A 21,719-nucleotide genomic window follows, 5' to 3' on the forward strand; every position below is an offset into this window, starting at 1 on the left:
CGGCGCGGCTAGGCTCCTCGCGTGGCAGTGAGAGCAGTGCGTGGGGCGACCCAGCTCGAGGAGGACACCCGCGAGCACATGCTGGACCGGGTGGCGGAGCTCGTGACCGACGTGATGGAGGCCAACCATCTCGAGGTCGACGACTTCATCTCGATCATCTTCACCGCGACCAGCGACCTCACCAGCGAGTTCCCGGCCTACGCCGCGCGGCAGCTCGGCTTCTCCGACGTCCCGCTGGTCTGCGCTCGTGAGCTGGAGATCGAGGGATCGATGCCGCGGGTGGTCCGGCTGATGGCGCACGTCGAGACCGACCTGCCCCGAGCTGAGATCACCCACGCCTACCTCCACGGGGCGGCCAACCTGCGCCGCGACCTGTCCCGCACCACCAGCCATGACTGACCCCCGGTCCGAGGTGGCCCTGCCGGCCCTGACCGGGCCCGTGGAGGTCGTCGGCGCCGGGCTGATCGGTACGTCGATCGCCCTGGTGTGCAGCCGCCTCGGCGTCGAGGTCGTCCTGCGCGACACCTCGCAGGAGAACGTCCGCACCGCGCACGGCCTCGGCGCTGGACGCGCGGCCAGGCCCGGCGACCGGCCGCAGCTGGTCGTGGTGGCCGTGCCGCCCGCTGCCGTCGGCGACGCGATCGTCGACGCCCTGGCGCGCACGTCGGCGGTGGTGACCGACGTCGGCAGCGTGAAGTCCGCTCCCCTCGAGGAGGTCGCGGCCCGCGTCGGCGCCGACGACCTGGCCCGCTACGTCGGCTCGCACCCGATGGCCGGCAGCGAGCGCTCCGGCCCCCTCGCCGCCAGCGCCGCGCTCTTCGACGGCAGGCCCTGGGCCGTCACGCCGCACCCGGACGCGCGCCCCGACGCCGTACGCCTCGTGGAGACCCTCGTGCTGGAGTGCGGCGCCGCGCCGATCGTCATGGAGCCTGCGGAGCACGACCAGGCGGTCGCCCGCATCTCCCACCTGCCCCACCTCGCCGCGGTGCTCGTCGCCGGGCGACTGGCCGCAGCCCCCGCCGAGCACCTCGCCCTGTCCGGCCAGGGCGTCCGGGACGTCACGCGCGTCGCGGCGAGCGACCCGGCGCTGTGGCAGCAGATCCTCGAGGCCAACTCCGAGGCGGTGCTCGACCTCCTGGCCGAGGTCCGCGCCGACCTCGACGCCCTCATGACCGCGGTCGCCTCGGACTCCGGCCCGGACCTCGTGGAGATCCTGACCCGCGGCAACGCGGGCACGGCGGCGATCCCGGGCAAGCACGGCGGTCCGGCGCGTCCCACGCGCTCGGTCTTCGTCGCGGTGCCCGACCACCCCGGCGAGCTGGCCCGCCTCTTCGGCGACGCCGGCGAGATCGGCGTCAACATCGAGGACGTCCACATCGACCACGACCCGGGACGCCCGGTGGGCCTCACCGAGCTCGTGGTCGAGCGCGGCAGCGCGGAGCAGCTGCTCGCGGCTCTCGAATCCCGTGGGTGGACGACCCACCGGTAACCTTCTCGCCCGTGAGCAACGTCGACAGCACCTCCCGGCCCGGGTCCCTCGTCATCGCCGTCGACGGCACGTCGGGCTCGGGGAAGTCGAGCACGTCGCGCGGCGTGGCCGACCGGCTGGGCCTGCGCTACCTCGACACCGGTGCGATGTTCCGGGCGATGACGTGGTGGCTGCTGCGCGAGGGCGTCGACGTACGCGACGAGGCCGCGGTCGCGGCGGCAGCCGGACGTCCCGCCATCGAGTCCGGCACCGACCCGCTGGCCCCGACCATCACCGTCGACGGCACCGACGTCTCGGTGGCGATCCGCAGCGACGAGGTCAACGCCGCGGTCAGCCCGGTCAGCGCGGTGCCCGAGGTGCGGGCACGTCTGCTCGACCTGCAGCGAACGGTCATCGGCGCCGGCGGCATCGTCGTCGAGGGCCGCGACATCGGGTCCGTCGTGTGGCCACAGGCCGAGGTCAAGGTCTACCTCAGCGCCGACCCCGACGCCCGCGCGCAGCGTCGTACGGCCGAGCAGGGCGGCACCGACGTCGCCAGCACCCAGCAGTCCCTCCTCGAGCGCGACCGCATCGACTCCGGGCGGGCCACGGCCCCGCTCACCATGGCCGAGGGCGCCGTCCACGTCGACAGCACGCACCTCACCCTCGCCGAGGTGATCGACGAGATCGTCGCGTTGGCCACCGGGGCAGACCGAGCGTGACCCGGGCGGACCTGCCTGCCAGCGCCGACGAGCACCCCGCGACCCGGCTGCTGCGCCTGTTGCGTCCGCCGGCGTCGCGCCTGGTCCGGGCGTGCTGGCCGGTCACGGTGCACCACGCCGACCGAGTTCCGGCGACGGGTGGCGTCATCCTCGCGAGCAACCACATCGGCATCATCGACGGCCCCCTGCTGGCGGTGTTCTCGCCGCGTCCGGTGCACGCGCTGACCAAGCAGGAGATGTTCGCGGGACGGCTCGGTCGGTTCCTGCGCGCCTCGGGGCAGATCCCGCTGGACCGCTTCCACGCCGACCCGGGCGCGATCCGGTCGTGCCTGCGGGTCGTCCGCGACGGGGGAGTGGCCGGCATCTTCCCCGAGGGCACCCGCGGCTCGGGTGAGCTGCACCGCTTCCACCACGGCGCCGCCTACCTCGCGCTCGTCACGGCCGCCCCGGTCGTGCCCGTCACGATGCTCGGCACCCGGCCGGCCGGGGGAGGACGCAACGCGCTGCCCGCCCGCGGGGACAGCGTCGACATCGTGTTCGGGACGCCGTGGCGAACGACACAGCAGGCCTGGCCCCGCACCCGGGAACACGTGGCGGCCACGTCGGTGTTGCTCCGGGGGCACCTGCTGTCCGAGCTGGCCACCGCGCTCGCCGACACGCGCCGATCCTTGCCCGGGCCGCTTCCTGCGGGACAATCCGAGGACGACCCCGACACCGGGCTCGTCGAGCCATCCAGAGAGCTGTGATCACCCATGACTGAGTACGACGCCGGCGTCGACGCCGCGTCCACCGACGAGCCGACCGGGCCCACCCCGGTCCTGGCCGTGGTCGGGCGACCCAACGTGGGCAAGTCCACCCTCGTCAACCGGATCATCGGGCGCCGCGAGGCCGTCGTCGAGGACCGCCCGGGCGTGACCCGCGACCGCGTCTCCTACGACGCCAACTGGAACGGCCGCGCCTTCACCGTCGTCGACACCGGTGGCTGGGACCCCGATGCCCGCGGGCTCGCCGAGCGCATCGCCGGCCAGGCGGAGGTGGCGGTGTCGCTGGCCGACGCCGTGCTGTTCGTCGTCGACGCCACGGTGGGCATCACCGACTCCGACGAGGCCGTCGTGCGCATCCTGCGCAAGTCGGGCAAGCCCGTCGTGCTGGCCGCCAACAAGGTCGACGACCAGCGCACCGAGGCCGAGGCCTATGGCCTGTGGAACCTCGGTCTGGGCGAGCCCTTCGCGGTCTCGGCCCTCCACGGCCGCGGGTCCGGCGACATGCTCGACGCGATCCTCGCCGCCCTCCCGGAGACGCCGGAGGAGTCCTTCGAGGAGGTCGGTGGTCCGCGCCGCATCGCGATCGTCGGCAAGCCCAACGTCGGGAAGTCCTCGCTGCTCAACATGCTGGCCAAGGAGGACCGCGTCGTCGTCGACAACGCCGCCGGCACCACCGTCGACCCGGTCGACGAGCTGATCACGCTGGGCGACCGCACCTGGCGCTTCATCGACACCGCGGGCATCCGCAAGCGCGTCAACCAGGCGTCCGGCCACGAGTACTACGCCTCGCTGCGCACCACGACCGCGATCGACCGCGCCGAGGTGGCGGTGCTGGTGCTCGACGCCAGCGAGACCGTCTCCGAGCAGGACATGCGCATCATCCAGACGATCCGCGACGCGGGCCGCGCCATGGTCATCGCCTTCAACAAGTGGGACCTCGTCGACGAGGAGCGTCGCTACTACCTCGAGCGCGAGATCGAGCGTGACCTCGTCCAGCTCAAGTGGGCACCGCGGATCAACTTCACCGCCCGCACCGGCTGGCACGTCGACCGCCTCGTGCCTGCGATCGACAAGGCGCTCGAGGGCTGGGAGACCCGCATCGGCACCGGCGCGCTGAACACGTTCCTGGGGCGTCTGGTCGCCGAGCACCCGCACCCCGTGCGCAGCGGCAAGCAGCCCAAGATCCTCTTCGCGACCCAGCCGTCCGTGGCCCCGCCGACCTTCGTGCTCTTCACCAGCGGCAAGCTCGACGCCGCCTACGAGCGGTTCATCGAGCGGCGCCTGCGCGAGGAGTTCGGCTTCGTCGGCACGCCCATCATCATCCAGCAGAAGCCGCGGGAGAAGCGCAAGCGCTGACCCCGGCTCGGCTCACGGATCGAGGCCCTGGGTCCGCAGCCAGTCCATCGGGTCGACGGGGTCCCCGGCGCCCGGGCGCACCTCGAGGTGGAGGTGCGGTCCCGTGGAGTTGCCCGTGGAGCCCACGCTCCCGATGACGTCCGCGATGGCGACCTCCTGGCCGACGACCACGGTCGCGTCGGTCTGGTGGCAGTACCAGACCTCGGTGCCGTCGGCGAGCGTCAGGATCGTGCGCAGGCCGTAGGGACCGGCGTCCGCCGCCTCGGTGACGACACCGTCGGCGACCGCGACCAGCGGCTCACCGGCGTACGCGCTGAAGTCCTGGCCGCCGTGCTCGGCCTCCCACAGCGGTCCGGTCAGCCCGAACCCGGCGGAGAGGTCGTACGACGCCAGCGGCAGGACGGCGCGGACCGTGTCGGGGTCGCCGTCGTAGCCGTAGCGGGCCAGGACGGCGCGGTAGCCGATGAGCGCACGGTCGCGGGCGTCCGCGCGACGGTTGAGCACGGCGAGGGTCTGCTGCCGCTCGGCGAGCTGCTCGGCCAGTGCCATCGCCTCGGCGACCGCCTCGGCGGTGCGGGCCTCCTCGCGCACGATGGTCTCCGGCGCCGCGTGCGCGGGCGCGACGAGACCCAGCCCCACGGCCGCCGCGGTCGCGGCGACCAGCAGGCGTGCGCGCGGCAGTGCTGGCATCAGGAACCCCCCACGGGTCGAGGGTCCAATGGTCGGGCGGCAGCCGACGTCGCTCACGGGGTTTCGCGACAAATGGCCCACTCGGACTACTGCTGGGTGCCCGCGGTGGGCCGATTCCGTGACGGCCGAGGGGCTGCGGTAGTGTTCCCCTCGCTTCGCAGGCCTTGCGCCGGAGGCACTCGGGCTGTGGCGCAGCTTGGTAGCGCACTTGACTGGGGGTCAAGGGGTCGCAGGTTCAAATCCTGTCAGCCCGACCGAGAAATAGCCCCTGACCTGCGGAAACGCGGGTCGGGGGCTATTTTCATTTCGAGCCAGGTCGGCTTGTTGCACGTTTATTGCACGAAAACCCCCGCGCGGCGACCCAGTTGAGTCGAGGCCGGGGACATGGCGGTGAGCAGATGTTTGGCTCGTCATGAAGGTCCGACGACGTCAGTGTCTGACGCGATCGTCCTGGTTCCGCCGGCAAAGGACTGCAAGATCTGACTCACGTCTGGGGTGGTTCTGTCCTTCTCGATGTAGAACTCCTTGGTGATCGCGTCCGAGGAGTGGCCGAGAAGGCGGGCGGCGGTGTCCGAGTCGACTAGGCGGTCGATCAATGTCGCGACTGTCTTGCGGAAGGTGTGTGGCGTCACCCAGTCGAACCCGGTGTCTGTGCGGATTGCGCGCCACCGTCGCTCGATGTTGCCGACTTGGTGCCAGGTGCCAGGTGCCAGGTGCCAGGTGCCGTTGCGGGTCGCGAGATCGGGGCGCGGCCGGCCGACGCTGTGACACTCTCGCCACCATGGGCTACCTCGTGGAGACGACAGGTCGGGTGCTGCTTCCGTCAGACCGCGAGGGAGCAGCCTTCGCAGGGTTGACGCTGGCGATGGCAGAGCGGGACGGCTGGTTCGACCTGGACGAGTGGCAGGTCTCGTCCCTGGCCGACCTGGCACCGTTCGCCGCGACCTCCGTCGACCGCGAAGGTGAGTGGCTCGTGCTCGCCACCGATGAGGAGGGCGACCCCAAGTGGTCCGAGCAGGCCACGGCGTTCTATGCAGAGCTGGCGAACTGGGTGAGTCGAGGCACGGTCCTCATCTCCGGTGAGGACGGCGCTGAATGGAGGTACACCTTCGCTGAAGGTGGGCTCATCCAGTCGGGCGTCAACGGGTGGGACGGGTCGCTCGAGCCATTCGGCAGTCCCGTCGACGAGGAGCCACCACTGGAGGCACCGAAGCGTCGACGTTGGTCCCGACGGCGCTGACGACTACGCGCCCAAGCTCGGATCGCGCGGGATGACCGGGTGGCCGTCATCCAGCGTTCGCCCCGATAGCTGATGGTCCTGTGAGCTCGGGACTGAGAGGCTGAGCTTCATGCGACACCTCGCCCCGGGCGACGGCGACCCGACGGCGGCCGGGGCCACGCACAACCGAAGCAAGGAGGCAGACATGGACCCGACCGACCCCTACACCCAGCTCTCATCCGAAGCAGTCAGCATCATTGACCAGCTTGTCGACATTGCCCACGACGAGGGCAGCCCAGAGGCCGCTGCGATCGAGTGGTACATCCCAGATGAAGAGGCGCCGCTCGAAGCTCTCGAAGAACTGCAGACAGCGGGCATCTGCCGGCACTACCGCGAGAATGAATCGGTCATCGTCAGGTTCACTCCGAGCAGTAGGAGCCGATACGCCTGACCTCTCGCCTCGAGCTTCTCGCCAACGCCGGTGTAGCCGCGAGCCAGGCCGCATCGCCTTTGGCCCGCATCACCTGCGATCGTTGGATCGCGCTCCATGCGGATCCCTGCTCGGCGCGCAGCGAGCCCCCGACCCCCGCGGGCCGGTGCCGACGAGCTGAACGGTCAACCCGCGACGGCGCGGCGGAGGGGGCAAGCCCGCACGAAGTTCCAACAGACACTGGCGGCGAGGCCGGCGGTGGCCACGGTCGCGAGCGCCACAGGGGCGGCCCAGGACGGGCCCTGCTGGACCAGGACGAAGCCGCCCATGACCAGCACGAACCAGCCGAACGCCTTGCGCAGCTGGGTCTCCGGCACCTTGCCAGCCAGCCGACCGCCGATGACGCTGCCGACGATCGCGGCGGCAGTGACGCCCAGGACCAGTCCCCACGGCAGCTGCACAGCACTCAGGTAGCCGGCCAGCCCGGCGAAGGACTTCATCGCGATGACGAGCAGCGAGGTGCCGACGGCGACCGACATGGGCAGGCCGCCGAGCAGGACGAGCGCCGGTACGACGAGGAACCCGCCGCCAGCTCCGACCAGGCCGGTGGCCACGCCGACCACGAGCCCGTCGAGCACGATCCGCTTGACGGGCAGCTCACTGTCCGCCGACGCGTGGGCCGGCGCCTTCCTGCGCCCGCGGAGCATCGCCAGCGAGGTGGCCACCATCATGATCGCGAACGCGATGAGCAGGACGTTGCCGGGCAGGTGTCCTCCGACAAGGCCCGCAGAGTAGGCGCCGACCATGCCGGCCAGGCCGAAGATCAGGCCGGTGCGCCACTTCACCCGCCCCTGGCGGGCATGGCTGACCATGCCCGCCAGAGAGGTCACGCCGACGACGAACAGCGACGACGCGATCGCGACCTTGGCGTCCAGCCCGGCGACGTACACCAGGAGCGGCACGGTCAGGATCGACCCGCCGCCGCCGAGCATCCCCAGCGAGATGCCGACGACGACGGCCAGCACCAGGATGACCGCCAAGGTGGCGGTCATGCCGCGTCGTCTCCGGCGAGCGCGGCGACGATCTCGTCGACGTCGCACGAGTCCGCGGTGCGGTTCCACGGCATCTTGGACAGCGCCATGCCCATCGCGCAGGTGTTGGTCAGCGCCGCTCCGGTGAGGCCGGTGCCGATGGCGGCCGCGACCCACTTCATGCGGGGCACGGCGGAGCTTGCGAGGACGCTACCGGCGACGATGGATCCGGCGACCAGGCGGACCTGGCGCTCGAGCTCCCAGGTCTGCTTGCCCCGGTTGACGGGAGCGCCGGTCTGCTGCCAGCTGACCATGCCGCCGTCGAGCACCCGGAGCCCCTGGAGGCCGGCCTCCCGCAGGGCCTGCTCGGCCTGCGAGGCCCGGGCTCCCGAACGGCACACCAGGACCACGTGCTCGTCGAGGTGGCGGCGCAGCTCGGCGCGGTGCTCCCGCAACGTGTCGAGGGGGACGTTGTAGGCGCCCGGGATGTGGGCGCTCTCGAACTCCGCCGGGGTCCGCACGTCCAGGACGCGCGGCGGCTCGGCGCTGGCCAGGGACTCCTGCAAGGTCTGGGCGTCGAGCGTGCGGACCTCGGTAGCAGTGCTGGTCATGTGAAGGGTGTCTCCTTGTGTGTGGGGGGGTGGGTGTCTGGGGGTTCAGACGAGGGCGAGCCCGGCGTGGCCGGCGCTCTCGTCGTACGAGTCGTCGATGGCGACCACGTCGTGACCGCGGGCGGCGAGGATGGAGGCGACCACGCTGGCGCGGTAGCCGCCGGCGCAGTGGATCCACAGCTTCTGCCGCGGGATCGACTCGAGGTGGGCCAGGACGGCGTGGACGGGGACGTTGACCGCGCCGGCGATGTGGCCGGCGTCGAACTCCGCCGGGCGGCGCACGTCGAGGATCACGCGCTCGGCGTCGGGGTGGTGACGGATCTCATCGGCCAGCCCGGCGAAGTCGGTGACCGGGAACGTGCCCAGCGGTGCGCCTCCTGCCCAGTCCTCGGGCTTGCCGGTCGCCATCGCGGCCGGGTCCATGCCGATCCGGACCATCTCGCGCTGCGCCTCGGCCACCTGCTCCGGCGTCTCGCCGAGCAGCGTGATGGTCGCGTCGTAGGGCAGGACCCAGCCGAGGTAGGTGATGAACTGGCCGTCGATGCCGAAGTTCACGCTGCCGGTGAGGTGACCAGCGGCGAAGGTCGAACGGGTGCGCAGGTCGACCACCCACTCCCCGGCGTCGATGCGGCGGCGCAGCTCGGCCGGGTCGGCGAGCTCCGGGTCGGACAGGTCGGCCGCGCGCGGGCCGCCGGAGTTGGCCGGGCCCATCTGCCCGTAGTAGGCGGGGAACTCCTCGAGCCCCCCGAGCAGCTCCTCGACGTAGGCAGCCTCGTCCTTGGTCAGGGCCGGGTTCGACCGCTTCTCGTCGCCGATCGTGCTCGAGGACGCGTCGGACTGGGTGGCTGAGCAGAAGCTGCCGAAGCCGTGCGTCGGGAAGACCTCGGTCTCGTCGGGAAGCTCCTCGGCGAGGCGCTGGGCGGAGTGCCACTGCGCGTGGACCAGGGCGTCGGTGTGGTCCGGGCCGAGCAGGTCGGGGCGGCCGGTGGAGCCGTAGAGCAGGGACCCACCGGTGAACACGGCCACCGGCTCTCCGTCGGCGGAGAGCGCGAAGGACAGGTGGGTGTGGGTGTGGCCGGGCGTGTGGACCACGCGGACCCGCATGCGGTCCCCGACGGCGACGACGTCACCGTCGCGGACGGGAGTGCGCTCGAAGGCCACCGGGTCGTCGGCGTTGACCAGGTAGGCCGCGCCGACCGCCTCGGCCAGTGCCAGCCCGCCGGTCACGTAGTCGTTGTGGATGTGGGTCTCGAGGACGTGCGTGATCGTCACGCCGGCCTCGTCAGCGACGGCCAGGACGCGGTCGAAGTCGCGCTGGGGATCGACGACGAAGGCGACGGATCCGTCGTGGGCCAGGTAGGTCCGGTCGCCCAGGCCGGGGGTGTCGATCGGAATGACGGTGGGGGTCATGGGTCCTCCTCGATGTCGGTTGATACCCGGGGGGGTATGGATCGACCGTAACAACAGATCTACCGTTCTCCAAAGATCTTTGGAGGAATGGTGAACGAAGAGCGCAGGCACCACCTGTTCGACGAGCTCGCCGTGGTCGGCAAGGCCTTCGGCAGCCCCAAGCGGCTGGAGCTGGTCGAGCTGCTCGCGCAGGGTGAGCGGACGGTCGATGGGCTGGCTCGTGCCGCGGGCATGGGCATGAGCACGGTCTCGGCGCACCTGCAGGTGCTCAAGCTCGCCAACCTCGTCCGCACCCGGCGCGACGGCACCAAGGTGTTCTACCGGCTCGCCGGCGATGACGTCGCGCACCTGTACGCCGCGATGCGCACCGTCGCTCGCGAACGTTCTGCCGACGTCAGCCAGGCCCTCGAGGCCTACCTCAACCTGCCCGGTTCGGACGAGGTGGGCCTGGTGACCCGCGAGGAGCTCGAGCGGATGCTCGCGGAGGGGGAGGTGACCCTGCTGGACGTGCGCCCACCCGAGGAATACCTCGCGGGCCACATCCCGGGTGCCCGTAACACACCGCTGGGCACGCTCGACTCCGAGCTCGCGGGGCTGCGACAGGCGCCGACGGTGGTGGCGTACTGCCGCGGCAGCTTCTGTGTCATGGCGCACGACGCCGTTCGTATCCTGGGAGGGGCCGGTGTCGAGGCCCGGCGTCTGGAGGACGGGATGCTCGAGTGGCGCACCGCCGGACTCCCCGTCGAGGCGGGCGCGTGATGACCGCTCCGTGGGCGGTCATGCTCACCTGGACCGCCCGGCGTTGGCTGGTCGCGCTTGCCGCTGCAGCTGCCTTCGCGCTGGTCGTCGCCGTTCCGACCGACCTGATCGACACCCCTGTCTTCGGGCGCGAGGTGCCACCGACGTGGTGGGCCTGGCCGTCGCTGCTGGTGTCCTCGCTGCTCGGCGGGCTGCTGGTGGCGACCTACGTGCGCGCTCCTACCCAGCCGGACCGACCTGCGAGTCGCCGAGGCGGCTGGGCCGGCGGCCTGCTCACCTACTTCGCCGTCGGCTGCCCGGTGTGCAACAAGCTCGTCCTCCTCGCCCTGGGCGGCGCCGGGGCGATGACCTGGTTCGAGCCGTTCCAGCCCGTCCTGCAGGCCGCTGCCGTCCTGCTCCTCCTCTGGGCGCTGCGCAGCCGGCTGCTCGGAGAGCTGTCCTGTCCCACCCCCGTGTCCGGAGACCCTGCACGTGCCTGAGAAGCGCAAGACCCCCCTGCTCCCGCTCATCGTGGCCGCAATCGCGGCACTCGTCCTCGGCGTCGTGCTGCTGCAGGGCGGCGACGAGCAGGAGGACTCACCCGTCGACGTGGCGCCGGCGTCTGCCTCGGCGGCTTCGCCGGAGTCCTGGGAGCAGCTGGTGCGCCGTGATGCCGACGACCCGATGGCGCTGGGCGAGCCCGACGCGCCGGTGGTGATGGTCGCCTACTCCGAGTTCCAGTGCCCGTTCTGCGGCAAGTTCGCCCGCGACACCGAGCCCGTCCTGGTGGAGAAGTTCGTCGAGGACGGCACGCTGCGCATCGAGTGGCGCGACTTCCCCTACCTCGGCGCGGAGTCGACCGTCGCTGCCCGCGGCGGACGAGCTGCGGCGGCGCAGGACCGGTTCTGGGAGTTCGAGGAGGCGATGTACGCCGACCAGCTGCCGCCCAACAGCGGCGACCTCGACGAGGACTACCTCGTCTCGGTGGCCGAGGACATCGGTCTCGACGTGGACCGCTTCCGCGAGGACCTCGACTCCCCGGAAGCCGAGCGGGCCGTGCAGGACGACTTCGCCGAGGGCCAGGCCATCGGCGTGACCGGGACTCCCGCGTTCGTCATCAACGGTGTACCGGTGATCGGGGCACAACCCACCGAGGTCTTCGAGCGCACCATCGAGAAGGCGGCCGAGGAAGCGGGTCGATGAGCGAGGTCGGAGTCCTGGCCGCCTTCGCCGCCGGGATCCTGGCGCTGCTCTCGCCGTGCAGCGCGCTGCTGCTGCCGTCGTTCTTCGCCTACGCCTTTGCCAACCGCCGCGCGCTGCTGGCTCGCACGGCCGTCTTCTACCTCGGCCTGCTGGTGACCCTCGTGCCGCTCGGCACGGGGGCGAGCGCTGCCTCGTCGCTGTTCTACGGGCACCGGCCGCTGCTGATCGCCGTCGCGGGATGGACGATCATCGGCCTGGGCATGCTCCAGCTGGTGGGTCGGGGCTTTGCCGTGCCGGGGGCGGCGCGCCTGCAGGCGGCCGTGTCGTCGCGTCGCGACGACGGGTGGCTGTCCACCCTGCTTCTGGGCGCGGTCTACGGACTCGCCGGCTTCTGCTCCGGTCCCGTGCTGGGCGCCATCCTCACCGTGGCGGCGACGCAGAGCTCCCCGTGGCAGGGCGGAACGCTACTGGCGGTCTACGCCCTCGGCATGGCCGCGCCGCTGTTCGTCCTGGCGGCGCTGTGGGACCGATTCGACCTCGGCCGCCGGCGATGGCTGCGAGGGCGCACCCTGTCGTGGGGAGCCGTACGCCTGCACACCACATCGCTGCTCGCAGGTGTGCTCTTCATCGTGGTCGGCGTGGTGTTCCTGCGCTACGACGGCACCGCCGGACTCACCGGGTCGCTGGGCATGGGGGACCTGACCGACCTCGAGTACGCCGCCCAGCGCGACATCACCGAGTGGGCCGCCCGGGTGCCGGCCTGGGTACCGCTGCTGAGCGTCGTGCTGATCGCCCTCGTCGTCGCATGGCGCCGGCGCGAATCCGTTGACGAGCCGGCCGAGAGGGAGACCGCCGACAAGCGCTGAGCAAGGCGAGACTCGACCAACTCGCGCCTGCAAGGGTGAGTTCTGGGATTGCAGCGGGGGAGCGGCGTCCCTCCGGAGCACCTACCCGGGGGCGGCGTTCGTTGGAGGTGGACCGGCACGGGGCGGCACCTTCACGTGAGGGGCGGAATGCCCGTGGAGATCAGGTTCACCCCGAAGACCAGGAACAGGACCATCATCACCGCGTCGTTGTGGACGGCGAGCCAGTCCTTGGCCGAGTCGAGCTTCGTCCGGGCCGCCTCACCGCCGAGGAGGTAGTAGACGACGGGACCTCCGATCGTGAGGCTCCCGACGACGACGAAGACGACCAGGGCGACCACTGCCTCAGAGGTCGGCAGCCCGAGCCCTGCCAGCGCCGCGCCGGCGCCCGCCGCCAGGAGAAGGTTCTTGGGGTTGACGCCAGCGAGCAGCACTCCGAGCGCAAGTGCCTTTCCCGGCGAGAACGCGTCGATGCCAGCCATCCACTTGGGTCGTTCGGGCTCGACTCCCGGCGCGGGCCGGTGGCGCCAGCTGCGTGCAGCGAGGAACAGGAAGACCAGGCCGAACAGGACCTTCGACCAGGAGATCGCGTCGACGTCGGAGGTGTCGGACACGGCGTCGCCGGCCAGGTAGGCGACAGCGGAGACGGCGGCGAGCGCGACGGCCCACCCGATCAGGAACATCGGGCCGTTGACCTTCGCCCGGCCCGAGAAGAGCATCAGGATCACGGCGATGATCGGCACCGGGCTGATCGCGACGCCGATCGCGAAGGTGAGGACTTCCGCAATACCTTCCGTCATGGTCGACACCTTCACTTCGAGACGGGGGAGTGGGTGCGGCCATAACGTGCGGCCAGGGGGGCGGCGGTGAGCCCGTGGGCGACCACGCTGAGCAGCACCGCCACGCCGATCGCGGCAACTGCCTGGTCCACCTCCGGGCCGAGCTCCTCCAGCGCGAGCAGTGCGAACACGAGGGAAGCCAGGCCGCGGGGCCCGAACCAGCCGATGAAGAGGATCGTGCTGCGGTCGAAACCCGCTCCCAGGCACGCCACGGCGACCGGGAGCATCCGGATGACGGTGAGGCTGAGCACGGCGTACAAAACCATCATCGGTGTGACGAGGTCGAGCATGACGGGCCCGGCGACCGCCCCGAACGCGAGCCACACCAGGAGGGACACCAGGCCTGCCGACTGCTCCACGAACACGAGCTCGGCCGGACCGCGAGGCCCGGCCGCGGCCCCGAAGGCGAGCCCGCCGCAGAAGGCGGCGACGAATCCGTTGGCGTCCCCGGCGAGTGCTGCGGTGTAGGCGATCAGGGCCAGTGCCAGGACCGCGATGCCGGCGAAGTCCTCCGCGGCCCAGCCTCGCCCGCGGGCCCATCGGAGCGCGCGGCCACCGAGCAGGCCCACCACTCCGCCGACGACCGCGCCGGCGAGCAGCGACACCAGCGCCGTACCCAGACCGGAGGCACCGGCGAGCTCCTCCTCGGCCGCCACGGCCGCGATCGCGAGCATCACGACCGGCGTGGCAATGCCGTCGTTGAGGCCGCTCTCCACGGTGATCAGTCGACGGACACGGGCGGGCACCACCGGGTTGGTCACGACCGGGATCCCCAGGGCTGCGTCGGTCGGCGCGAGCGCCGCGGCGACGAGCAGCGCGCCCCACACGCCGGCGGCCGGGAAGAACCACCACGCGAGTCCCCAGCCCGCCAGCATGGTCAGCGGCAGCCCCACGGCGAGCAGCCGGACGTACGGGCCGAGGTCGTGGCGGAGCTCCTGCACCGGGACGCGGGCGGCGTCGGAGAACAACACCCACACCAACGTGATCTCGACCAGGATCTTCAACCCCTCGGGGCCCTCCGGTGACTCGACGAGATCCAGGCCGGCCAGCAGCACACCGATGGCGACGAAGACGACCGGCGCGGTGAGGTCCGCGCGCTGCAGACGCGCCGACAGCGTGCCCCACAGGAAGATCGAGCCGGCGATGACGAGGGCCACGGTCACGTCCACGGCGACACCTCTTCCGGCCGACGGTGGCGACGGTCTCGGTCCAGTGTCGTCGCACTCGGCGACGCCAGCCCTCATCCCGTGCGGGTGATGCGCCGGGTGGGTGGCGGCGCCTGCAATGTCCTCACGTCTTCCCAAGAGGTGGTGGGCCATGGCCCTGAACGAGTACGACCCGGCTTCCAGCTTCCCGGGCACCGCAGGCCGCACGACCGACGAGTCGTCACCTGCCTGGCCCAGACCGACCCGTGCCGTCCCAGGCGCTCCCAACGTGCTGACGGTGGTGCTCGACGACACGGGCTTCGGGCAGCTGGGCTGTTACGGGAGCCCGATCGAGACCCCCAACTTCGACGCGCTCGCCGCCGACGGCCTGCGCTACAACAACATGCACACCACGGCCCTGTGCTCCCCGAGCCGCTCGTGCATCCTCACCGGACGCAACCACCACAGCAACGGCATGGCCTGCATCACCGAGTTCGCCACCGGGTTCCCCGGCTATGACGGCGTGATCCCCTTCGAGAACGGGATGATCTCGGAGATGCTGCTCGGCCACGGCTACAACACCTTCATGGTGGGCAAGTGGCACCTGACGCCGAGCCACCAGGAGACCGCTGCCGGGCCCTACGACCGCTGGCCCCTGGCGCGCGGCTTCGAGCGGTTCTACGGCTTCCTCGGCGGCGACACCAGCCAGTGGTACCCCGACCTGGTCTACGACAACCACCAGGTCGAGCCGCCGGCCACGCCCGAGGAGGGCTACCACCTGAGCGAGGACCTGGTCGACCGGTCCATCCAGTTCATCGCGGACTCGAAGCAGGTCGACCCGGACAAGCCGTTCTACCTGCACCTGTGCTTCGGGGCCACCCACGCACCCCACCACGCACCCAAGGAGTGGTCCGACCGCTACGCGGGGAAGTTCGACGACGGGTGGGACGCCTACCGCGAGCAGGTCTTCGCCAGGCAGAAGGAGCTGGGCATCGTCCCATCGGGGGCCGAGCTCTCCCGCCACGACCCGGACGTCCCGGACTGGGACGCCCAGCCCGAGGCGGCGCGGAGGCTGTTCAGCCGGATGATGGAGGTGTTCGCGGGCTTCCTGAGCCACACCGACCACCAGCTGGGTCGTCTGCTGGACTTCCTGCGTGAGGAGGGAATGCTCGACAACACGATCGTGATGGTGGTCTCCGACAACGGGGCCAGCGCTGAGGGCGGCCCGACCGGCACCACGAACGAGGCGCAGTTCTTCAATAACGCGCAGGAGTCCCTGGAGGACAGCCTCGCGCTCATCGACGAGCTCGGCGGTCCGAAGCACTTCAACCACTACCCGTGGGGCTGGACCTGGGCGGGCAACACGCCGTTCCGGAGGTGGAAGCGCGAGACCTACCGAGGCGGCACGTCGGATCCGTTCATCGTCTCCTGGCCACAGGGGATCAGGGCCAGGGGCGAGGTACGCCACCAGTACGCGCACGTCATCGACATGGTGCCCACGCTGCTCGACCTGCTCGACCTCGAGCCACCCGCCACGATCAGGGGAGTCACCCAGTCGCCCCTCCAGGGCATCAGCTTCGCCCACACCCTCGACGACGCCGACTCGGCCAGCAACCACCGGACCCAGTACTTCGAGATGCTCGGCCACCGGTCGATCTACCACGATGGCTGGCGCGCGGTCTGTCCCTGGCCCGGCCCCTCGTTCGCCGAAGCCGGCGCCGGGTTCGGGCAGCCGATCTCGGCCGACAGGCTCAGCGAGCTCGACGCCCGCGGTTGGGAGCTCTACCACGTGGCCGAGGACTTCGCGGAGACCCGGGACGTTGCCGGCGAGCACCGCGACAAGGTCATCGCGCTCATCGGCCTGTGGTACGCCGAGGCCGGCAAGTACGACGTCCTGCCTGTGGACGGCAGCGGCATCGACCGACTCCTCGCCGAGAAGCCGTCGGCGGCGGTGCCTCGGGACCGCTACGTCTACCGGCCCGACACCCAGTCGGTTCCCTTCAACGCTGCGCCGAGGGTCCTCAACCGTCCCCACAGCATCACCGCGACGGTCGAGATCCCCGTCGACGGGGCCGAGGGCGTCCTGCTCTGTCAGGGGAGCGCCGCCGGTGGCTACACACTGTTCGTGCGGGAGGGTCGACTCCACTACGTCCACAACTACGTCGGACGCAGCCTGCACGAGGTCGTGTCGCCCGAGCCGCTGGCGCCCGGGAATCACGAGCTCCGGTTCGAGTTCGAGCCGACCGGGCAGCCGGACCTGGCGCACGGCCGCGGAGCTCCGGGACGGCTCCAGCTCTACGTGGACGGGACGCTGGTGGCCGATGCGGAAGCTCCGGTGACCACGCCCTTCATGCTCAATCCCGGTGCCCTGACCTGTGGTGCCAATCCCGGCTCGCCGGTGAGTCCGGACTACTCACCGCCGTTCCGGTTCACCGGCACCCTGCACTCGGTCACGGTGGATGTCTCGGGCGAGCTGATCACCGACCCCGAGGGGGAGCTACGAGCGGCGATGGCCCGGCAGTAGGGCAGTCGCCGGGGGTGCAGCGCGGGAGACTCACCACTCCGCGGTCAGCAGGCCTGGCGGGTGTCGTGTTCGCGGCCACGTTCAGCGCGAGCATGATCCTGCTCCGCACCTCGATGCCCGAGGATCCCCTGAACCAGCCCGAGTGGTCCGACGCCGCCGCGACCCGGCTCAAGATCGCGCTCGCGCTGGTGCCGATCGCGGGCATCGCCTTCCTGTGGTTCGTGGGTGTGGTCCGCGACCGGCTGGGCGACCTGGAGGACCGCTTCTTCTCGTCGGTGTACTTCGGCAGTGGTCTGCTCTTCCTGGCCATGGTCTTCGTCTCGATGGCGTTGGCGGGCGCCATCGTCGCCACCGCTGACTGGGACGCCAGCCGGTCCAGCCGTCCGGAGATCGTGGCCTTCGGCCGTGCCGTGATGCTCCAGGTCACGAACGTCTACGCCCTCAGGATGGCTGCCGTCTTCATGATCTCGCTGGGCACCACCTGGCACCGGTCCGGAACGGCGCCTCGCTGGCTGGTGATCACCACCTACGTCATCGCGCTGTGCCTGCTGGTGATCACGAGCCTGAGCCTCTGGGTCGCCCTGGTCTTCCCGGGCTGGGTCCTCCTGGTCAGCGTCTACGTGCTGGTCACCGTCCGGCGGGCCGGGTCGAGGCTGCTCTGAGCGGTCAGGGGTCACCCACATGGGATGACGCGTGCACCGGCGCGACCGCCGAGACTCGAGGAGACGCGGCGCCGCGGCGGTGCCCGCATGCAGAGCTGGAGGTGGTGGCATGACAGACCAGATGACCGTGACGGAGGAGGAGACCCTCGACGAGCTCGGTCCCGTGGACTGGATCGTGGTGGAGTTTCCCGGCAGCCGGTTCGACGGAACGATCGCACCGACGCTGACGGACCTCGTCGACCGGGGGATCATCCGCGTCCTCGACCTGTTGATGATCCGCAAGGACGAGGACGGGGAGTTCGAGGCGTTCGAGATCAGCGACCTGGACGACAGCGAGATCGGTCGGATCCGGGAGCTCGAGACCGCGATGGCCAACCTGCTGAGCCAGGAGGACGTGCAGTCGGTCGCGGAGGCCGTCGAGCCGGGCAGCACCGCTGCCCTGCTGGTCTGGGAGAACCTCTGGGCGGCGCCCTTCGGATCCGCTGTCCGCCACGCCGGGGGTCAGCTCGTGGCGAGCGGCCGGATCCCGGTGCAGGCGCTCATCGCCGCCGTCGAAGCAGATCTCGAAGAGGAGGAGTGACATGCCGATCGGACGCAGGGCAGGACGAGGAGTCATCGGGCCGCGACCCGTGGCCAGGACCGCCGCGGTGGTCGGGACCGCGGCAGTCGTCAGCCACGGCGTACGCCGTCGAGGTGAGCGCCGCGAGGACCGCCGCGACGACCGTCGGGACCGGCGACGCTGACAGCCAGCGCCCCGGCGGCTCTCCACGTGATGGGGATGCCGACCGGGGCGTTCTGCATGTCCCTCATTCCAAGTGGATGACGACGGCCACGTCGATCCGCGCGAGGGTGGAGGTAGTTGCAGGATCCGCCGATGCACCCGCCGTCTGCGGCCGTTCTGCGCCACGACGAGAGAAGTGAGCCATGACTGCCACAGAAACCCGAAGGGCGTCGACGGCTGTCCCGCTGGACTGGAGCGAGGTGTGGTTTCAAGGACGTGGCCGTGCTGGAGGGGTCTGACCGGATGGACGGAGGCCGGGCTGCCGACCACGATGCACGAGTACGTCGGCATCTGAGCGAGGACGGGGGCGGGCTGACCTGCCCGCGTCCGCGGTCACGAGGGAGGGATCGGCGATGGCACGCTACGAGATCGTCGTGGACGGCGTCGTCGGTCCTCTCGTGATGACCGCGCTCGAGGACTTCGAGGTGCGCCCGGACCGTCCCGGTCGCTCGCGCCTGGTCGGGCAGGTGCTCGACCAGGCGGCTCTCCACGGTGTCCTCAACCGGCTCCGGGACCTCCGCGTCGAGATCATCGACGTCCGCCGCGTCGAGGACTCGTGACCCCGGCCTCGGGACCTTCGGCCATGGCGTCACAGGTCGGAACAGCGACACAGTCTCCGCATGGGCGTGCGATGGGAGAGGGACCCACTCCAACAGCCGCTTCCGCGTGTGGTCGTGCCCCGACCCGGTCTCCAGCGAACCCTCGACCGCATCGAGCCCGGAGGCCTGGGCCTCCTCGTCGCCTCGGCCGGTTCGGGAAAGTCGGTCCTGGCGCGGCAGTGGCTCGGTCAGTGTCGCCCTGAGTTCCGCACAGCAGCACTCTCGCTCACCCCCGCCCACGACGACGCGGTCGTGTTCGCCCGGGAGCTCCTCGAGGCAGTGCGCGCGCCGGCCCCGCAGGTCGACCCGAGCATCGGCGACCTGGTCGAGATGGGCAGGTCCGCACTCGGCGAACGCTTCGTCGACGCCGTCCTCGGCGAGCTCGCGACACTCCCGCAGGAGACCGTTCTCGTGCTCGAGGACCTGCACCTGCTGACGAACGCTGCTCTCGTCGCGGACGTGGGCCGAATCGTCACGCGGCTTCCCCGGACCACCCGGTGCATCGTGACCACGAGACGGGATCCGCCGTGGTCCCTCCGTCAGATGCGACTGGACGGCCGACTCGTCGAGGTCCGCGGCGCCGACCTCGCCTTCGTACGACACGAGGCCCGGCAGCTGCTCGAGGCCGTCTCCGACCGGGAGCTCACCGACCGCGAGGTCGCCGTGCTGCTCGACCGCACGGACGGGTGGGCCGTGGGCCTCCAGCTCGCCGCCGTCTCGTTGCGCGACGTGCCCGACATCGACGCTGCCGTCGACTCGATCGCCGGCAGCGACCGGCTCGTGGGCGAGTACCTCCTCGAGGAGGTTCTCGCCCAGCAGGACCCGGAGACGCGTGCGTTCCTGCTCCGGACCTCGGTCCTCGACCGGATGTCGGTCGACCTGTGCAACGCCGTCACCGGGAGCGACGACGCCCGGGCGATGCTCGACGACCTCGACAAGCGCTCGCTGCTCGTCACCTCGCTCGACCGGTCCGGCGATCAGTTCCGGTACCACCACCTGTTCGCCGACCTCCTGCGCTACCAGCTCCGGCTCGAGGACCCGTCCGCCGCGTCGGAGGCGCACCGCAGGGCAGCTCGATGGCTCCTGGACCACGGCTTCCCCGAGGACGCGGTGGAGCACCTCCTGTGTGCAGGGGAGCACCAGCAGGCCTTCGCCGTGGTCACGGCGGTCGCGCACCTGCTCTTCGAGCGCGGTGAGTCGGCGACGCTGGTGAGGTGGCTGACGACCATCGACGGCGCTCTCCTCGACACGCCACCGGCCGTGGGTGTGAACCTGCTTGCCGCCCAGGTCGCGGCCGACCGGTCCGACGCCGCGGCAGAGACGCACCGTCGCCTGCTCAAACGACCGGACCTCACCCCGGGGCAGCGCGCGTCGGCCGATGCCCTCCACACCACGCTCGTCTTCCGCGGGCTGCCCCCGGAGGTCGTCCTCGCCACAGCAGCCAGCGTCCTCGAGCTGCTGCCGTCACTCGATGCCGGCGACGTCGTCGACTTCCTGGGCATCGGAGGCCTGGAGTCCGTCCGGGTCATGGCCGAGTACGACGCTGCCATCGCCCGGTTCCTGCTCGGTGACCTGGCCGGGGCCGCCTCGGCCCTCAAGCACGTCCTCACCCTGCCGGGCCTGGCGTACCCGATCTGGAAGATCTACACCTTGGGCTCGCTCGCCCTGGTCCGCGCGTGGACCGGGCACTGCACCGAAGCGCTCCAGCTCGCCGACGCCGCCATCCGGACCGGCCGGGCCATCGGCGTGGTCGGCCACGCCTCCCAGATCCACGCCCACCTGGCCCTCGCGCTTGTCCACCTGGACCGGGCGGACCTCGACGGAGCCGCTCGCAGCCTGGCGAAGGCCGACCGCCAGAACCAGCGACGCCCGGCCAGCGTGGTGAACCGTGACCTGCAACGCACCCTGGTCGCCCGGCTGACGGCTGTCACCGAAGGGCCCGACCGAGCCCTTGCGATCTTGCGGCAGCCTGCCGAGTCCGCCGTACCGCCCCCGGTCCTCGTCCAGGCCGACCGCACCCTCGAGGCGCAGCTCCTCATCGGCACCGGTGACACCCTCGGCGCACGCACGATGCTCAACCGTCTCGGCCGTGCCTCCGAGCTGGCTCCGGCTCACGTCTGCGTCGCGCTGGCGGACCACGACCTCGCAGCTGCGCGGGAGGCCCTCGACCGCTGGCAGCCGCCTCCGCACGACCTCCGCGCGTCGATCGGCCACGCTCTGAGGCACGCGGTCGCGCTCGACCTCGCCGGGGACCAGTCGACAGCCCAGGTCGTGCTGCATGAGACGGCTGCGACGGCCGAGGGGGAGCGGCTGGGCTGGCCCTTCCTCGAAGTACCCGCCGCGCTCCGCATGCTCCGGAGGGAGCCCGTCCCCAGGTCGACGTTCCCGGGGGCGGCCGTGCTCCGTCTCACCCGGCTCCTGGAACCGCGCGAACGTGCCCAGGAGAGCCTGGTCGCCCCACTGAGCGAGCGTGAGCTCACCGTCCTGGCGTACCTGCCGAAGAGGATCAAGAACCAGGACATCGCCGACGAGCTCTACGTCACCGTGAACACGCTCAAGACCCACCTCCGCGCGATCTACCGCAAGCTCGGTGTGGACAACCGGGACCAGGCCATCGACCGGGCGACCGAGCTCGGTCTGCTGTGACCCACCGCCCTCACACCC

Annotated in this window: 24 protein-coding genes and 1 tRNA gene; 17 read left to right on the forward strand and 8 right to left on the reverse strand. The window is 71.0% G+C overall.

Annotation, left to right across the window (positions count from 1 at the left end; genetic code table 11):
• The first annotated feature begins 21 nt into the window (after nucleotides 1-21).
• From aroH to der, 5 genes are read left to right on the forward strand one after another with little or no spacing between them, the layout of a single operon-like run.
• A complete protein-coding gene (gene aroH / locus Q1B24_RS11495) occupies nucleotides 22-399 on the forward strand; it encodes a chorismate mutase (RefSeq protein WP_299928157.1) in 378 nt (125 codons plus the stop codon).
• Entirely contained in the window at nucleotides 392-1,489 is a 1,098-nt protein-coding gene (locus Q1B24_RS11500) for a prephenate dehydrogenase (RefSeq protein WP_299928160.1), read from the forward strand. Before aroH ends, Q1B24_RS11500 begins: the two co-directional genes overlap by 8 nt.
• Before the next feature lie 11 nt (nucleotides 1,490-1,500).
• Nucleotides 1,501-2,190: a (d)CMP kinase gene (gene cmk, locus Q1B24_RS11505; protein WP_299928163.1), complete on the forward strand. Its 690-nt coding sequence runs from the start codon at nucleotides 1,501-1,503 to the stop codon at nucleotides 2,188-2,190.
• On the forward strand, nucleotides 2,187-2,936 hold the full coding sequence (locus Q1B24_RS11510) for a lysophospholipid acyltransferase family protein (protein WP_299928166.1): 750 nt from the start codon (nucleotides 2,187-2,189) through the stop codon (nucleotides 2,934-2,936). Before cmk ends, Q1B24_RS11510 begins: the two co-directional genes overlap by 4 nt.
• A gap of 6 nt (nucleotides 2,937-2,942) precedes the next feature.
• Nucleotides 2,943-4,310 (forward strand): ribosome biogenesis GTPase Der, encoded by a 1,368-nt coding sequence (der, locus tag Q1B24_RS11515; protein ID WP_299928169.1) that lies wholly within the window; start codon nucleotides 2,943-2,945, stop codon nucleotides 4,308-4,310.
• Between the two features lie 12 nt (nucleotides 4,311-4,322).
• On the opposite strand, the gene Q1B24_RS11520 is transcribed toward der, so the two are convergent.
• Entirely contained in the window at nucleotides 4,323-5,000 is a 678-nt protein-coding gene (locus Q1B24_RS11520) for a M23 family metallopeptidase (RefSeq protein WP_299928172.1), read from the reverse strand.
• A gap of 180 nt (nucleotides 5,001-5,180) precedes the next feature.
• Here Q1B24_RS11520 and Q1B24_RS11525 point away from each other — a divergent pair.
• A tRNA-Pro gene (locus Q1B24_RS11525) sits at nucleotides 5,181-5,254 on the forward strand.
• 156 nt (nucleotides 5,255-5,410) lie between these two features.
• On the opposite strand, the gene Q1B24_RS21850 is transcribed toward Q1B24_RS11525, so the two are convergent.
• On the reverse strand, nucleotides 5,411-5,872 hold the full coding sequence (locus tag Q1B24_RS21850; RefSeq protein ID WP_366916489.1) for a tyrosine-type recombinase/integrase: 462 nt from the start codon (nucleotides 5,870-5,872) through the stop codon (nucleotides 5,411-5,413).
• On the opposite strand from Q1B24_RS21850, the gene Q1B24_RS11530 reads away from it, so the two are divergent.
• Together Q1B24_RS11530 and Q1B24_RS11535 are read left to right on the forward strand one after the other, a co-directional pair.
• A complete protein-coding gene (locus Q1B24_RS11530) occupies nucleotides 5,782-6,240 on the forward strand; it encodes a hypothetical protein (protein ID WP_299928175.1) in 459 nt (152 codons plus the stop codon). The genes Q1B24_RS21850 and Q1B24_RS11530 overlap by 91 nt on opposite strands.
• A 109-nt stretch (nucleotides 6,241-6,349) precedes the next feature.
• Entirely contained in the window at nucleotides 6,350-6,670 is a 321-nt protein-coding gene (locus tag Q1B24_RS11535) for a hypothetical protein (RefSeq protein ID WP_299928178.1), read from the forward strand.
• A 164-nt stretch (nucleotides 6,671-6,834) separates the two neighbouring features.
• Here Q1B24_RS11535 and Q1B24_RS11540 read toward each other — a convergent pair whose 3' ends face one another.
• From Q1B24_RS11540 to Q1B24_RS11550, 3 genes are read right to left on the reverse strand one after another with little or no spacing between them, the layout of a single operon-like run.
• Nucleotides 6,835-7,701, reverse strand: a complete 867-nt coding sequence (locus Q1B24_RS11540) for a sulfite exporter TauE/SafE family protein (RefSeq protein WP_299928181.1) — start codon at nucleotides 7,699-7,701, stop codon at nucleotides 6,835-6,837.
• Complete coding sequence (locus Q1B24_RS11545) at nucleotides 7,698-8,291, reverse strand: rhodanese-like domain-containing protein (RefSeq protein ID WP_299928184.1); 594 nt, start codon at nucleotides 8,289-8,291, stop codon at nucleotides 7,698-7,700. The genes Q1B24_RS11540 and Q1B24_RS11545 overlap by 4 nt, the downstream gene beginning before the upstream one ends.
• A 45-nt stretch (nucleotides 8,292-8,336) precedes the next feature.
• Complete coding sequence (locus Q1B24_RS11550; RefSeq protein ID WP_299928187.1) at nucleotides 8,337-9,701, reverse strand: MBL fold metallo-hydrolase; 1,365 nt, start codon at nucleotides 9,699-9,701, stop codon at nucleotides 8,337-8,339.
• 87 nt (nucleotides 9,702-9,788) lie between these two features.
• Here Q1B24_RS11550 and Q1B24_RS11555 point away from each other — a divergent pair, with 87 nt between their 5' ends.
• Genes Q1B24_RS11555 through Q1B24_RS11570 form a run of 4 tightly spaced genes read left to right on the forward strand, consistent with a single transcriptional unit; the run spans nucleotide 9,789 to nucleotide 12,508 of the window.
• On the forward strand, nucleotides 9,789-10,460 hold the full coding sequence (locus Q1B24_RS11555) for a metalloregulator ArsR/SmtB family transcription factor (protein ID WP_299928189.1): 672 nt from the start codon (nucleotides 9,789-9,791) through the stop codon (nucleotides 10,458-10,460).
• Nucleotides 10,460-10,939 (forward strand): hypothetical protein, encoded by a 480-nt coding sequence (locus Q1B24_RS11560; protein WP_299928192.1) that lies wholly within the window; start codon nucleotides 10,460-10,462, stop codon nucleotides 10,937-10,939. Before Q1B24_RS11555 ends, Q1B24_RS11560 begins: the two co-directional genes overlap by 1 nt.
• Nucleotides 10,932-11,642, forward strand: coding sequence for a thioredoxin domain-containing protein (locus tag Q1B24_RS11565; protein WP_299928195.1), 711 nt, complete (start codon nucleotides 10,932-10,934; stop codon nucleotides 11,640-11,642). The genes Q1B24_RS11560 and Q1B24_RS11565 overlap by 8 nt, the downstream gene beginning before the upstream one ends.
• Nucleotides 11,639-12,508 carry a cytochrome c biogenesis CcdA family protein gene (locus Q1B24_RS11570; protein WP_299928198.1) on the forward strand — a complete coding sequence of 290 codons (870 nt, stop codon included), beginning with the start codon at nucleotides 11,639-11,641 and terminating at the stop codon, nucleotides 12,506-12,508. Before Q1B24_RS11565 ends, Q1B24_RS11570 begins: the two co-directional genes overlap by 4 nt.
• Nucleotides 12,509-12,639: 131 nt before the next feature.
• Here the strand turns inward: Q1B24_RS11570 and Q1B24_RS11575 are convergent, their stop codons facing one another.
• The gene (locus tag Q1B24_RS11575; RefSeq protein ID WP_299928201.1) at nucleotides 12,640-13,305 is read right to left on the reverse strand and encodes a GAP family protein; all 666 of its coding nucleotides are present in this window, start codon (nucleotides 13,303-13,305) and stop codon (nucleotides 12,640-12,642) included.
• 11 nt (nucleotides 13,306-13,316) lie between these two features.
• Nucleotides 13,317-14,513, reverse strand: a complete 1,197-nt coding sequence (locus Q1B24_RS11580) for a cation:proton antiporter (protein WP_299928204.1) — start codon at nucleotides 14,511-14,513, stop codon at nucleotides 13,317-13,319.
• 148 nt (nucleotides 14,514-14,661) lie between these two features.
• Here Q1B24_RS11580 and Q1B24_RS11585 point away from each other — a divergent pair, with 148 nt between their 5' ends.
• The 3 genes from Q1B24_RS11585 (at nucleotide 14,662) to Q1B24_RS11595 (ending at nucleotide 18,255) form a co-directional block, all read left to right on the forward strand.
• Entirely contained in the window at nucleotides 14,662-17,013 is a 2,352-nt protein-coding gene (locus tag Q1B24_RS11585) for a sulfatase-like hydrolase/transferase (RefSeq protein ID WP_299928206.1), read from the forward strand.
• A gap of 92 nt (nucleotides 17,014-17,105) precedes the next feature.
• Entirely contained in the window at nucleotides 17,106-17,675 is a 570-nt protein-coding gene (locus Q1B24_RS11590; protein ID WP_299928208.1) for a hypothetical protein, read from the forward strand.
• Between the two features lie 109 nt (nucleotides 17,676-17,784).
• A complete protein-coding gene (locus tag Q1B24_RS11595; protein ID WP_299928211.1) occupies nucleotides 17,785-18,255 on the forward strand; it encodes a DUF6325 family protein in 471 nt (156 codons plus the stop codon).
• Nucleotides 18,256-18,344: 89 nt separating this feature from the next.
• Here the strand turns inward: Q1B24_RS11595 and Q1B24_RS11600 are convergent, their stop codons facing one another.
• Entirely contained in the window at nucleotides 18,345-18,476 is a 132-nt protein-coding gene (locus tag Q1B24_RS11600; protein ID WP_299928214.1) for a hypothetical protein, read from the reverse strand.
• A gap of 333 nt (nucleotides 18,477-18,809) precedes the next feature.
• Here Q1B24_RS11600 and Q1B24_RS11605 point away from each other — a divergent pair, with 333 nt between their 5' ends.
• Together Q1B24_RS11605 and Q1B24_RS11610 are read left to right on the forward strand one after the other, a co-directional pair.
• Complete coding sequence (locus Q1B24_RS11605) at nucleotides 18,810-19,016, forward strand: hypothetical protein (protein ID WP_299928217.1); 207 nt, start codon at nucleotides 18,810-18,812, stop codon at nucleotides 19,014-19,016.
• Between the two features lie 114 nt (nucleotides 19,017-19,130).
• Nucleotides 19,131-21,701 (forward strand): LuxR C-terminal-related transcriptional regulator, encoded by a 2,571-nt coding sequence (locus tag Q1B24_RS11610; RefSeq protein WP_299928220.1) that lies wholly within the window; start codon nucleotides 19,131-19,133, stop codon nucleotides 21,699-21,701.
• Nucleotides 21,702-21,719: the final 18 nt, after the last annotated feature.

Origin of the sequence: uncultured Nocardioides sp. (assembly GCF_947488025.1) — a bacterium.
Lineage (GTDB): Bacteria > Actinomycetota > Actinomycetes > Propionibacteriales > Nocardioidaceae > Nocardioides.

What these genes read in the sequence shown, in the direction of transcription:
- Q1B24_RS11500 (WP_299928160.1), top strand. Translation starts at nt 392, where the DNA reads ATGACTGACCCCCGGTCCGAGGTGGCCCTGCCGGCCCTGACCGGGCCC.
- der (WP_299928169.1), top strand. Translation starts at nt 2,943, where the DNA reads ATGACTGAGTACGACGCCGGCGTCGACGCCGCGTCCACCGACGAGCCG.
- Q1B24_RS11520 (WP_299928172.1), bottom strand. Translation starts at nt 5,000, where the DNA reads ATGCCAGCACTGCCGCGCGCACGCCTGCTGGTCGCCGCGACCGCGGCG.
- Q1B24_RS11530 (WP_299928175.1), top strand. Translation starts at nt 5,782, where the DNA reads ATGGGCTACCTCGTGGAGACGACAGGTCGGGTGCTGCTTCCGTCAGAC.
- Q1B24_RS11535 (WP_299928178.1), top strand. Translation starts at nt 6,350, where the DNA reads ATGCGACACCTCGCCCCGGGCGACGGCGACCCGACGGCGGCCGGGGCC.
- Q1B24_RS11540 (WP_299928181.1), bottom strand. Translation starts at nt 7,701, where the DNA reads ATGACCGCCACCTTGGCGGTCATCCTGGTGCTGGCCGTCGTCGTCGGC.
- Q1B24_RS11545 (WP_299928184.1), bottom strand. Translation starts at nt 8,291, where the DNA reads ATGACCAGCACTGCTACCGAGGTCCGCACGCTCGACGCCCAGACCTTG.
- Q1B24_RS11550 (WP_299928187.1), bottom strand. Translation starts at nt 9,701, where the DNA reads ATGACCCCCACCGTCATTCCGATCGACACCCCCGGCCTGGGCGACCGG.
- Q1B24_RS11555 (WP_299928189.1), top strand. Translation starts at nt 9,789, where the DNA reads ATGGTGAACGAAGAGCGCAGGCACCACCTGTTCGACGAGCTCGCCGTG.
- Q1B24_RS11560 (WP_299928192.1), top strand. Translation starts at nt 10,460, where the DNA reads ATGACCGCTCCGTGGGCGGTCATGCTCACCTGGACCGCCCGGCGTTGG.
- Q1B24_RS11570 (WP_299928198.1), top strand. Translation starts at nt 11,639, where the DNA reads ATGAGCGAGGTCGGAGTCCTGGCCGCCTTCGCCGCCGGGATCCTGGCG.
- Q1B24_RS11575 (WP_299928201.1), bottom strand. Translation starts at nt 13,305, where the DNA reads ATGACGGAAGGTATTGCGGAAGTCCTCACCTTCGCGATCGGCGTCGCG.
- Q1B24_RS11585 (WP_299928206.1), top strand. Translation starts at nt 14,662, where the DNA reads ATGGCCCTGAACGAGTACGACCCGGCTTCCAGCTTCCCGGGCACCGCA.
- Q1B24_RS11590 (WP_299928208.1), top strand. Translation starts at nt 17,106, where the DNA reads ATGATCCTGCTCCGCACCTCGATGCCCGAGGATCCCCTGAACCAGCCC.
- Q1B24_RS11595 (WP_299928211.1), top strand. Translation starts at nt 17,785, where the DNA reads ATGACAGACCAGATGACCGTGACGGAGGAGGAGACCCTCGACGAGCTC.
- Q1B24_RS11600 (WP_299928214.1), bottom strand. Translation starts at nt 18,476, where the DNA reads ATGCAGAACGCCCCGGTCGGCATCCCCATCACGTGGAGAGCCGCCGGG.
- Q1B24_RS11605 (WP_299928217.1), top strand. Translation starts at nt 18,810, where the DNA reads ATGGCACGCTACGAGATCGTCGTGGACGGCGTCGTCGGTCCTCTCGTG.